At 35.5% G+C, this 12,629-nt stretch carries 9 protein-coding genes; 8 read left to right on the top strand and 1 reads right to left on the bottom strand.

From position 1 onward, the window contains the following. Window positions 1-945: 945 nt before the first annotated feature. A complete protein-coding gene (locus tag J2Z40_RS14810) occupies window positions 946-1,503 on the bottom strand; it encodes a hypothetical protein (protein ID WP_066400247.1) in 558 nt (185 codons plus the stop codon). 598 nt (window positions 1,504-2,101) lie between these two features. Here J2Z40_RS14810 and J2Z40_RS14805 point away from each other — a divergent pair. From J2Z40_RS14805 to hutU, 8 genes are all read left to right on the top strand, one after another. Beyond that, window positions 2,102-2,992, top strand: a complete 891-nt coding sequence (locus J2Z40_RS14805; RefSeq protein ID WP_066400249.1) for a helix-turn-helix domain-containing protein — start codon at window positions 2,102-2,104, stop codon at window positions 2,990-2,992. 484 nt (window positions 2,993-3,476) lie between these two features. After that, window positions 3,477-4,640, top strand: coding sequence for a carboxylate--amine ligase (locus J2Z40_RS14800; RefSeq protein ID WP_066400251.1), 1,164 nt, complete (start codon window positions 3,477-3,479; stop codon window positions 4,638-4,640). Between the two features lie 31 nt (window positions 4,641-4,671). Next, on the top strand, window positions 4,672-6,177 hold the full coding sequence (locus J2Z40_RS14795; protein ID WP_066400252.1) for a Mur ligase family protein: 1,506 nt from the start codon (window positions 4,672-4,674) through the stop codon (window positions 6,175-6,177). Window positions 6,178-6,252: 75 nt separating this feature from the next. Next, complete coding sequence (cuyB, locus tag J2Z40_RS14790; protein ID WP_066400256.1) at window positions 6,253-6,960, top strand: cysteate racemase; 708 nt, start codon at window positions 6,253-6,255, stop codon at window positions 6,958-6,960. 28 nt (window positions 6,961-6,988) lie between these two features. Then, window positions 6,989-7,300 carry a hypothetical protein gene (locus J2Z40_RS14785; RefSeq protein WP_066400258.1) on the top strand — a complete coding sequence of 104 codons (312 nt, stop codon included), beginning with the start codon at window positions 6,989-6,991 and terminating at the stop codon, window positions 7,298-7,300. A 355-nt stretch (window positions 7,301-7,655) separates the two neighbouring features. Beyond that, window positions 7,656-8,912 (top strand): murein hydrolase activator EnvC family protein, encoded by a 1,257-nt coding sequence (locus J2Z40_RS14780; RefSeq protein WP_083954049.1) that lies wholly within the window; start codon window positions 7,656-7,658, stop codon window positions 8,910-8,912. Window positions 8,913-9,107: 195 nt separating this feature from the next. Next, a complete protein-coding gene (locus J2Z40_RS14775; protein ID WP_066400261.1) occupies window positions 9,108-10,598 on the top strand; it encodes a response regulator transcription factor in 1,491 nt (496 codons plus the stop codon). 354 nt (window positions 10,599-10,952) lie between these two features. Beyond that, window positions 10,953-12,626: a urocanate hydratase gene (hutU, locus tag J2Z40_RS14770; RefSeq protein ID WP_066400263.1), complete on the top strand. Its 1,674-nt coding sequence runs from the start codon at window positions 10,953-10,955 to the stop codon at window positions 12,624-12,626. The last annotated feature ends 3 nt before the right edge of the window (window positions 12,627-12,629 follow it).

Genomic DNA, 12,629 nt, shown 5'->3' with positions numbered 1-12,629 from the left:
GCATACGAATTCATGGAACCCTCGGATATAAAAGTCCGATTGATTATAAGCAAAGACACCTTAAAAAAATTGTCTAGTTTAGTGTTGACATACCAACGGGAATCTGTTTCGTTCTGTATAATACTTAATTCATAGAAATTATCCAATATAAAAAAGGGCTAAAAATTAAGCCCTTGGTGTTTAAAACATGTATTTAATTTTAGTGTCCTTGCTACTAAAATCTAATCAAAAAGTTATTTTTTAAATTTTCGAACAAGAAGTGGGCTATTTAAAAGTTATTTTTATTAAGTTTACATTGTTTTAATGAAGTTTTAATTAAACTGTATATAAGGACAACGGCATTAATAATTATAAAATTATTTATGGCCCAAAAGGTTTCGTTGAATGATGCTGAAAATAGTTTAGTAATTATAAAGTTGCAAATTAATAAGCTGATCATAAGAATTGTGTATAAAAGAGCATGACTTAAAAGAAGGGAATCATCCTGTTTTCTTATGACTATCCACGTACTCAAAATGAATAACACCAAAATAATACTTAGAGTTACATCTTGGTAATTGGTTAAATTTTTTAAAAGTGAATATGTCTCTGAATTTAGACTTATGACTTCTTTGTATAAATAATATTTATAAATATTAATAGAAGCATAAGAAAAATTGCAAACCACTGTCAATAGTCCAATAATCCAAATTGACTTCCATCTAGATAATTGTTTTACACCATTTAGCATCTCTATCCACTCCTATTAATATTTAAATAGTAATCAATCAAGGTGTAGCATAAAAGGAATGAGAGAAGTTTCCAAAGTTATGATCTCTTAGTGGTACTCCCCAAACAACCTCTTGAGTTGCACGCATATTATAACTTGCAGAAAGCAACGCACTACTTCCCTTTGTTGAAATATTATTCTGATATGCTGAGATTTACTAGTAAAATATTGTTGATTTATTTTATCTTTAATAGGTTTTCTTCTTTTAATATCTCTAATTCGGTGTCCTCTACTAAATTTATATACTTATTATCTTCTAACTGAAATAAATGATTAGGAGAATTATTTACATAAAAGACTTCATTATCAATAAAAATAGTATTCAAGAATAAAAGATATTCACCACTAGGTATTTCTTTTAAAGCTGAATCAACAATGTCATATTCAGTGACTCCGCTATTGAAACTAGTAGCATGTGAGATTTCAATTACTGAACCGTTAATAATATTTTGGTCGGTTTTATTAACCAAAACATCTTTTACTTCGACTTTATATATTTTTTCTGTTACTAGTTTTTCATCTAATTTTCTTTGCACTTCTCTATATTCATGATTAATTTGGCCTTTAATAATCAATTGAGCATTGTTTGATATCTCTTCAATACGATTGTAGCTTACTCCTGAAGCCATATTTTTGCTGTTTTTTTCTATAGTGCTTGTTGAAGAATCTAAGCCTAGGTAAATTCCTATAGTGAAAAATCCAAGTAATGTTCCTAATAGTAATTTTTTCTTCATTCAGATGATAGACCTCCGTTATACTTAAGGATAAAGTCCTTTTAAATTATCAATATCATAAGATGTTGAATCAGATCATTTGAATACATCACTTTCATCCATGATAGAATCTGTGAACTAAGCTGTTATGTGAGCTAGCCCGAAAAGATGTCCAAATTCATGAGTTAACATTTTACTTTTTTCTGCTGCTATTAAAATATTTGATGTTTCAGTAACTATTTCTAACTCACCACTTGTATAAGTACTTGAGGATGAATCAGGTCCAGGTACATCAAATTCGCAATAGCCTCGAGCAGTCCAATAATGATTTATCAATATGTGATTCTAGAATTTAAATTGATATACTAATTTTGTTTTTTTCTTTAATTATATGATACAAGAAGTTTCTATTTGTAGTTTCTATATTATTTGACGTTAATACTAGATTTAACTAATCTTACCTTCATTTATTTAAAGGTTTCGATATATTTTATGAATATAGGAATATTTCTCTAAATGTAGCATGTATAGAGATCATCTATTTAGGGTCCAATTTCATTCAAGTGGGACAGGGTTGCTTTCTAAATGAATGGAAAGGGTACAAATTGGAGTGAATTTAATGTATGAAAATTTAATAGGCGTAGAATTAAAAAAACTAAGACTTGAAAAAGGAATTACGCAAGCACAATTATGTGAAGGCATTTGCCACCAATCGATGTTAAGCAAAATAGAAAAAGGAGAAACATACCCTTCTGCTCCCATTTTGTATAAGTTATCTCAAAAGCTGCATGTGGATATGGAGTATTTTTTCGTGCATGCACATATGGAGAATTATGAGTATGTAAAAGAGACGTTTAATACGATTCGACAAGCAGTTCAAAAAAAGGATTATCTTACGGTTAAAGAACTGGTTCTATTAGAGGAGAAAAATCCTACTTTTAATCGTTTTGATGAGTTAAAGCAATTTCTTTTATGGCACAAAGGGATTGCTCTATACTATGTTGATAACGATCCATCAGCAGCGATTGAAATATTAAACCTGGCATTGAAACTTAATAACTCTTTGCCAGAAAATATTAATTTGTATTCAGAAAGAGAGTTTGAAATTGTAAATACTTTGGCTGTCATTTATTCGGAGATAAATAAACATGAAACAGCATTTAACTATTTTAATGAGGCAAAAAAAATCCTTACAAGCAAACAATTAAAAGATGAAAGGATATTAATAAGAGTTAATTATAATATGACAAAGGTGCTAACGAGACTTTGTAGGCATGAGGAGTCAATTGAGTTATGCAATGATGGAATAAATGAATGTATTCAAATGAACAGCATGTATTTATACGGCGAACTTACTTACCAGTTGGGTTACAATTATGAGTTAATGAATCATAAGGAAATAGCAGTAGATTTCTATAAAAAGTCTTTAGAAATATTTAGCATTAAAGCAAATCATCGCTTTAATGAATACATACAGAAAAGAATCTCAAATCTAACTATAGTCAATTAAAGAAAGTTCTATATTCCCCCTAATCATTTTCTAAGCTATTTGTCTGAAAATAGTTTTTTTGTGGGTGTTTAGTTTTCTAGTTGCAAGTAGGTATGAGTTTGGTCAATCTGTTCCATTCTCTCTTTTCTTGTATCCAGCCTTATTTTTTCAAAATCTTTTGTATCGTCTTTGGCCTCTATTGATCCAAATAAATCTAGGATGGTATTGCGCTTTATTACCTCTATCTTAGTATTTCCGTTATCATCAACTATAAATTTTAGTGAACCTCCTTCTTTTTTTATCTTACTTATTAGTATATTCTTACTTATTGTAGGGGGAAAGATACGTTACTTGCACTTTTCGGTATTTGTTTCTCCAGCCCAATAATTCCCTATGCTATTTGTCCGAAATTCCTTATTATCTCTTGCAAGGAAACATATTTCTATGTCAATATCTATATATTGATGAATGTCGCTGTGATAGATATTCGAGGAGATGAAAAAGGTTGAATAAAGCAGTTATTTTAGGATGTAATTACTATATTGGATTAAGTACAATCCGGTGCCTAGGTGTAAATGGGATTCATACGGTGGCAGTGGATTATGCTGGTGCAGATACATATGGGGCAGAATCGAAGTATTGTTCGGAGCGATTGGTTTCCCCTCATTATAAAAAAGAAATGAAAGCATTTGTTCAATTTTTAATTGATTATGCAAAAAAACAAAACGAAACACCGGTGCTAATTCCTTGTCATGATTCATATGTAGAAGTAATTGATGAATATTTGGATGAACTGAAGGAATGTTATCTGATCCCGCAGACGAAGAAAGGCCTTTATTCACAGGTGATGAATAAGGAAGCTCTACATGCATTAGCCGTAGAGAAAGGAATGCTCGTCCCAGAAACGGTGCGAGTCAATGAAGAGAACTTCTTTGAAAAAATCGATACGATTATTAACTATCCTTGTATTGTGAAGCCGACTGATTCCCCAACCTTTGTTGCTACTTTTAGAAAGAAAATCTTTATGGTCCATAATCAAAAGGAATTAGAAGAAGCTTTAGAAAAAGCAGAAAAGGCTGGCTTAGAAGTCATTGTTCAGCGAATTATTCCTGGTTTTGATGATCATATGTATACATTTGATGCCTATTTAAATCAAGAATCGAAGGTTACTCATTGGGTAACCTGCCAGAAGCATCGCCAATACCCAATTAACTTCGGTGCTTCTGTCTATACAGAGCAAAAATATGTTCCAGAGCTGTATGATATCGGGGCGAAATTTTTAGAAGAGATTGGCTTTAAAGGGTTTGCGGAGATTGAATTTAAAAAGGATGCGGAAACAGGGAAGTACTATTTAATCGAAATTAATGCAAGAATTACGAATCTGAACAATTTATTATATAAGGTTGGTGTGAACTTTCCTTATATTACTTATCGAGAGCTGACTGGCTCCCCACTTCCACCGAAGGCAGTGAAGGAGGATAAGAACCGTGTATTTTGGTATGCATATGAGGATATGTTAGCGATAAAGGGTTATATCCGAACAGGTCAGCTTACAAAGGGAGAAGTAGTTAAATCGTTATTTAAGAAAAAGGCTTATGCGATTTGGGATTGGCAGGATCCAAAGCCCGGAATGACCTTTTTCAAAAGAAAGCTGCTGAAAAGAAAATAATCGATGGACACGAGAAAAGAGGGAGTAAACGATGCAATTAGAAAAATTACTACATTCGATTGAGGTCGAGCAAGTTTATAATGATAGGGAAATGAATATAAGTGGAGTGTCTTATCATTCACAAAAGGTTACAAAAGGCCATCTTTTCGTTTGTGTTCGCGGCTATAAAACAGATGGACATAAATATCTCCCTCAAGCAATCGCAAATGGTGCGGTTGCTGCTGTTGTGGAGGAAGTGCAAGAGGGAGTCGAAATTCCACAATATGTTGTGAAAAACAGCAGAATTGCACTTGCACGCTTAGGTGCAGCTTTTTATCATCAACCTTCTGAAAAGATGAAGATGATTGGTGTGACAGCAACAAATGGGAAAACAACCACTTCCTATATGATTAATGAGATCCTTGAGAATGAAGGACATAAAACAGGTTTAATTGGGACGGTATCGATAAAAATGGATGACGTTTCTATTCCTGCTGAGCTGACTACTCCTGAATCATTGGATTTACAATATTATCTAAATCAAATGGTAGAGAAAAATGTTTCCCATGTATGTATGGAAGTATCGTCAGCGGCTCTGGAAACTCATCGTGTAGAGACCGTAGATTATGATATTGTTACTTTAAACAATGTTAGCCGTGAGCATATTGATTCACATGGTTCATTTGAACAATATTTTGAAGCAAAATCAAGTCTCATTCGAAATGCAAGTGAAAAAAGCTATGCGGTCTTGAATTTAGATGACCCATATTCGGCTTCCCTTGTGAACCAAACAAAGGCACAAGTAATTACATTTGGTGTGGAAAGCAAAGAAGGTCATATTCATTGCAAGAACTTAGATTTAACAACAGGTCGAGCGAAATTTACCGTTGAGATTTTAAAGGCATTTAAAGTAAATGGAACCGAGTATATTCCAGGTGAATTCGATGTTGAGCTTTCTGTTCCAGGTTTGCACTCAGTCTATAATTCAATGGTTGCAATTATCGTGGGATTGCTTTCTGGGGTATCTGTATCAACAATTCAGCATACATTAAAGAATTTTGCTGGAGTAGAACGTCGTTTTGAATTTATTTACGAAGAGGATATTAAAATTATTGATGACCACTTCGCTAATACAGGAAATATTAATGTCACTTTACAAACATTGAAGTATATGGAGTACAACAAACTACATATTGTTTATGCAATCAGAGGAGAACGTGGTCCGACAGTTAACAGAGAAAATGCTGAAGCAATTGTTGGCTGGGCTGATAAGCTTGCTTTGCATGAGATTATTGCTACTAAGAGCATCTCACATGTGACGGCAAAGGATACAGTAACAGATGAAGAGCAGCGTGTGTTTGAGGAAGTAATGGCTGAAGCGAAGATCAAGGTTGATTTATATAAGGAATTACCTGATGCGATTGCTAAAGCACTCTCAAAAGCAGAGGATGGAGATCTCGTCTTGCTAGCCGGATGTCAGGGAATGGACCATGGAGCAGAAATTGCACTTCAATTACTAAAGGAAAAGAATCTTGTCCGTCTGGAAATCCTTGAATAAATCAGAAAAATAGAAAGTTCGCTGTCATTATGAATATAATGATTGTATTAAGTCATTTATTAAGAAGGGTAGAAAATGGAAAAGAAAAGCTTAGGTGTAATTGGCGGAATGGGCCCAATGGCCACATCTGTTTTTTTTGAAAAAGTGATTGAGAATACGGTAGCCAGTTCTGATCAAGATCATATCAATATGATGATTCTTAATCATGCAACCCTACCAGATCGAACGAGTGTCATATTGAATAAAAGGGAAGAACTTTTTTTAGATGCGATTAAAAATGATTTTAAGCTGCTTGAATTCGCAGGTGTTGCTAATATTGCTATCCCTTGTAATACTTCACACTTTTTCTATGAAAAAATGCAGGAAATGACGAGCATTAATATTATCCATATGATTGATGAAACTTGTAAGACTATTCATCAAAAATATGGAGATCATAGCAAAGTGGGTGTATTAGCTACAACTGGAACGATAAGCAGCGGCATTTATGAAAAAGGCTGTAATACCTACAATATGCAGCTTTACAAGCCGAACAAGGTCTACCAAGAGCAAATTATGAATACAATATATCATGTAAAGAGTGATCTAGAAGTAGACACGAAGGTAATAGAAAAGATTATCGAAGACCTCGTTCATAATGAAGGCTGCAGCTGTGTGATTCTAGCTTGCACTGAATTATCTTGTTTAGACTTAGATGATCAAGCAGCAAAATATTGTATAGATGCGATGGATGTCCTAGTTGAGAGATCCATTGAATACTCAGGTGGAATCGTGAAAAGTTGATTGGCAAAAGCTAAGGGAGGGGTATGAATTGAAACTTGAAGAAGTCGAAAAGCTTGAGAAGTTTTTGTCAGATTCCTTCGGTGATGGTGTACACATTAGGGAACTGAGATTGTCTAATGAAGAAGCAGAATATATTAAAAGAAGCTATCCAGAAGCAAGTTTTAATAAAAGCCATCATAGAGAAATGAAAGATGGCAAAGCCTGGTACAAAGTAGCTCTCCTCCCCGCAATCAATCCAGATCAAAACGATGAGATTCTGGCAATTAAACAGGAAAATATAAAGCTAAAACAAGAAATAGACATTTTAAGAAGATCAATGACCATTACGAAAAGAAAATAAGAAGTCAACATGCCGCTTAGTAAATACTAGGCGGCTTTTGTTTGTTTAAAAACGAAGCTTACTAAATAATACATGCGCCTAGCTTATGAAACACTAACTAATTTACAAGTATTGGAATCTATTGAAATATAAATGTAATAATTTTCGTACTTAAATTTCCAGTCGACAGTGCTATAATATAAAATATGTGTGTATACAACAAAATTTGACTAAAGCCGTGTTATTCTTCCAAAAAAGCATACAGCATTCTACAAACTACCTCATAGTTTATACATTAAATCCCACGAAAACTAGACAAAAGAGGTCAATATACTACTTTTAATCTATCTAATACATAGAGAGGAGACTTATCAAATTGAAAAGAAAAATTCTCACTCTAGGAATTGGCATTGTTTTGGGCTGCAGCAGTTTGCTCATGTCAACATCTAGTACTACTTATGCAGTCACAAACAAACAGCTTGAGGACAAAAAGAAGGACATTCAAGAAAATCGCTCAAATATTCAATCAGAGATTAATCAAGCAAAGGATAAATTAGAGGAAATTGGTGAAGAAAAATCCAATGTTGAGAAAGAAATAGATAAAATTGAGCTTTCGATTGCTGATACAGAAAGCAAAATAAAAGAAAAAGAAGTGCAGATTAATGATACAAAGCTGGAAATCCAACGTTTAGAAGAAGAAATACAAGCACTAAAGGAACAAATTGAAAAAAGGGACAAGCTCTTGAAGGAGCGTATTCGTTCCATCCAAGAAAACGGCGGTGTCATTAACTATCTGGATGTATTATTAGGTGCTCAAAGCTTTGGAGATTTTATTAATCGTGTAAGCGCGGTTACCTCATTTATGGAAGCGGATCGAGATTTGCTACGAATGCATCAGGAGGATAAAGCGCTGCTTGATCAAAAGGAAGCAGAAGCAAAGAAACAATTAGAAGAATTAAATAATAAGTTGGCTGAGCTTGAAGGAATGAAGAAGAAGCTAGGAGAGCAAAAAGCTGAACAAAATAGATTATATAAAGAGCTAGAGCAAGAAGAACAGCATATGCATGGGGAACTTCTTGAGTTTGAAGATAAAGAAGCAATCTTAGCAGCACAGGAAAAAGCGATTAATGCTGAGATTGCCGCATGGAAAAAGAAACAGCGCGAACTAGAAGAACAAAGGAAAAAACAAGGCAATAATAGTGTTGGAGCAGCACCAGCAGTAACAAATGGAACTTTCATGAATCCAGCAACAGGCAGATTGACGTCTCATTATGGACAAAGATGGGGCAGACTTCACTCAGGAATTGATATTGGCAAAGGTGGAAGAACGGAAAATGTTCCAATCGTTGCTTCAGCTGCTGGAATCGTAATTAAGGCGAATTTTGATCGAAGCTATGGAAATGTGGTTATGATAACTCATGTTATTGATGGACAAGTAATGACAACCGTTTACGGTCATTTAGAAACTCTATTTGTATCAAATGGACAAAGAGTAGAAAAAGGCCAACAACTAGGGTATATGGGCAATACTGGTAACTCAACAGGTCCTCACTTACATTTTGAAATTCACAACGGACCATGGAATGGAAGCCGATCAAACTCTGTGAACCCACTTAAATATGTAAACTATTAAGATATAAATAAGGCACTCTATCACTTTGGTAGAGTGCCCATTTTCTCTTTAAGGCGAATTCAAAATTTAATCAAACGTTTGATTAATAAAAAGATGCGAACATAGGTCTTAATCAAACGTTTGATTAATGAAAAAAGGCGAACGTAGGTCCTATGTTTGATTCGTTTATATGACTTCACTAGAGGTGGATGAATTTTGGACATTCATGTAATGGCAAAGGATTTGTTAGAAGCTCAAGGAATAAGATGGGTATTGGAATCTCATTTAACAGGCATAAATGTAACACTGTGGGATTCAACAGATGATTTTATAAAGGCAATGGGGATGCATCGTCCAGACTTAGTTATTTTTGATATGGATTTGTGGGAAAATGGTGGAGGTGAATTGTGTGAGATCCTTCATCAGAGGAAAATCCAGTGGATTGGGATTTCATCGGAACGTATTTTTCAAACGGCATACCGTGCCCTTCGATATCGTGCAGAGGATGTCTTGTTTCGCCCCATTTCACCTGAGGATTTAAAAAAACCGATTCAACAAATTCGTTACCAGTCACGACAAGATAAGAATTCTTTTATGCAAAGTAGTTTCGATCAAGCAGATGCCCAAATGCTTGATTACCCAGATCTATTTTTGACAGATAATTATCAAGCCTCTCCGATAACAATGGTCGCTTTTTTGACACCAAATACTGAATCCCTACAATATGTCTATGAAGCATTACAGAGTTATTCCTTTCCAGGTAAGCAACAGATTTTCGCGTTATCCGAATTTATTTTATGTGTACAGGAAAATGCCGAAATTGAATCGATTAGGGAAGTCTATCATTCTTTTCTATCGAGGTGGAAAGAGCGAATGGATGAACCGCTAGCGATTGTCATTCATAATAATACTTCGAGAGAATCATTAAAGAAAACGTATCAGCAAACAAGGCAATTAACGAAAACGGTCTTTTTTGAGGGATATGATATTATTTTAGAGGGAAATAAGCAAATGGAGCCATTAGAAATGGACCCCTTTCTTACACCGTTAGAGCAGCGACAATGGATTGAAATGCTTGAAACGAGGAATACAAAGGCGATAAGAGAGTGGGTTGAGCGCGAATTTCTAACGTATGAACGACCATACCCAGACCCCGAAATGGTACGAATCCGACTTACGAGCGTACTCGCACAAATTCGCAGACATATGAAATCGTATAATCTACTAAGTGTATCCCTTGAAGCAAGCTATCATGAGGTGTTTAAGCAAATTATTCATCAATCTATTATTTATCAGATTGTTAAGGAGCTGCTAACATTTATCCAGCAATTGCTTCTACAAGTTCAGAAGGAAATTAAAGATGGACCTCAGTCACTTGTAGAGAAAGTACAGGAAATGATTGAATTGAATTATTGGGATGCTGGATGGAATTTAGCAGCATGTGCTGAGGCACTTCGTATAAATAAGAGTACGCTTAGCAGGCGATTCTCAATGGAATCAGGCCAAACCTTCCGGATTTTTCTTCATCAAGTAAGAATCCGTGAAGCGAAACGTCTCTTGCTAGAGACAGATTTATCATTAGACGAGGTATCTCGATTAACTGGATATGCCCATCAAACATACTTTAATTCTAAATTCAAACAGCTTGAAGGCTGCACGCCCTCCGCCTATCGCACAGGAATTGAACGTGGCAAATCGCATATTTAATGCATACAGAATAGCCGTGAATACACGGTTATTTTTGTTAAACTGCTCTATGACAGGATTGTGGATATGAAACAAAAAGCTGGAATGAAGTATGCAAAGGAAATGGAATTATTAAAGCTTCGGCATGAAAGGATATCTTAATATAAAGTGAGCACTTGATGAACTGGTGATAAGCAGTTCATTTTTTTGTATGGAGAGTTATTTTAGTATACATTAAAAAAATGTGAATCTTTTTATAAAAATAGTTATTTTTCTAATATTAAATGAAATTAATTATAAAATAAACATTAATTTATAATTAATTATCCGAAATTTCATTATAAAATAAAAATATAGAAAAAGGAGGGAATAAGAATGAAGACAATTTCAAGTGAGAAAGTTGTACGTTACCGCGGAACAGAGTTAAACACAAAGGGGTGGCTGCAAGAGGCTGCCCTTCGTATGTTAATGAATAACTTGGATGCTGATGTAGCAGAGCGTCCAGAGGATCTTGTTGTTTACGGTGGAATCGGTAAGGCAGCACGTAACTGGGAGTGCTTTGATGCGATTGTAAAGTCATTGAAGGAATTAGAAGATGATGAAACATTGCTTGTTCAATCAGGAAAACCAGTAGCAGTTTTTAAATCACATGCAGATGCACCAAGAGTCCTGCTTGCAAATTCGAATCTTGTCCCTGCGTATGCCAATTGGGAAACCTTCCATGAACTCGACAAAAAGGGACTGATGATGTACGGACAAATGACGGCTGGAAGCTGGATTTACATTGGCTCTCAAGGGATTGTACAAGGAACGTATGAAACATTCGCTGAATTAGCGAAGCAGCATTTTGGCGGTACACTTAGAAATACAATTACTGTCACAGCAGGGCTTGGTGGCATGGGTGGTGCTCAACCGCTTTCCGTAACAATGAACGGTGGAGTATGTATCGGTATTGATGTGGATGAAACGCGTATAGATCGCCGAATTGAAACACGTTATACAGATGTGAAAACCGATTCGCTTGATGAAGCAATTCGTTTGGCGCAGGAAGCGAAACTATCTGGTAAAGCGCTATCTATTGGTCTAATTGGCAATGCGTCTGACATTCTTCCTGAAATGATTGCACGAAACTTTATTCCAGACGTCTTAACAGACCAAACTTCTGCACATGACCCGTTAAATGGATATGTTCCTTCGAAAATGTCACTTGAGGAAGCGGCAGAATTAAGGAAAAATGATGCTGAAGAATATGTGAAACTTTCAAAGGCTTCCATGGCAAAGCATGTTCAGGCAATGCTAGAAATGATGGAAAAAGGGTCTGTCACATTTGATTACGGCAACAATATCCGTCAGGTTGCGAAGGATGAAGGGGTTGAAAATGCATTTGACTTCCCTGGATTTGTTCCTGCTTATATTCGCCCACAGTTCTGTGAAGGGAAAGGTCCTTTCCGTTGGGTAGCTCTATCAGGTGATCCAGAGGATATTTATAAAACAGATGAAGTGATCCTACGTGAATTTAGTGATAACGAGCATTTATGCAACTGGATTCGCATGGCACAAGAAAAAATTGAGTTCCAAGGGCTGCCTTCTCGTATTTGCTGGCTTGGTTACGGCGAACGTGCACGCTTCGGAAAAATTATTAATGACATGGTAGCTAAAGGGGAATTGAAGGCACCGATTGTCATTGGCCGTGATCACTTGGATTCAGGCTCTGTCGCTTCACCAAATAGAGAAACAGAAGCAATGAAGGACGGTTCAGATGTAGTGGCAGACTGGCCGATCTTGAATGCAATGATTAATGCAGTTGGTGGAGCAACTTGGGTATCTGTACATCATGGTGGCGGAGTAGGTATGGGCTATTCAATGCATGCCGGTATGGTTATTGTTGCAGACGGAACGAAAGAAGCAGAAGCACGGATTGAACGCGTGCTTACAACAGATCCAGGAATGGGCATTGTTCGTCATGTAGATGCAGGTTATGAATTGGCAGAGAAAACAGCAATCGAAAAAGGGGTTAACATCCCAATGCTAAACAAAGGGAATGAGTAAAGG

The sequence above is a fragment of the Cytobacillus eiseniae genome, assembly GCF_017874625.1.
Classification (GTDB): Bacteria; Bacillota; Bacilli; order Bacillales; family Cytobacillaceae; genus Cytobacillus; species Cytobacillus eiseniae.
Note: the sequence above shows the minus strand (reverse complement) of the source record. Positions and strands in the feature narration are given on the sequence as shown.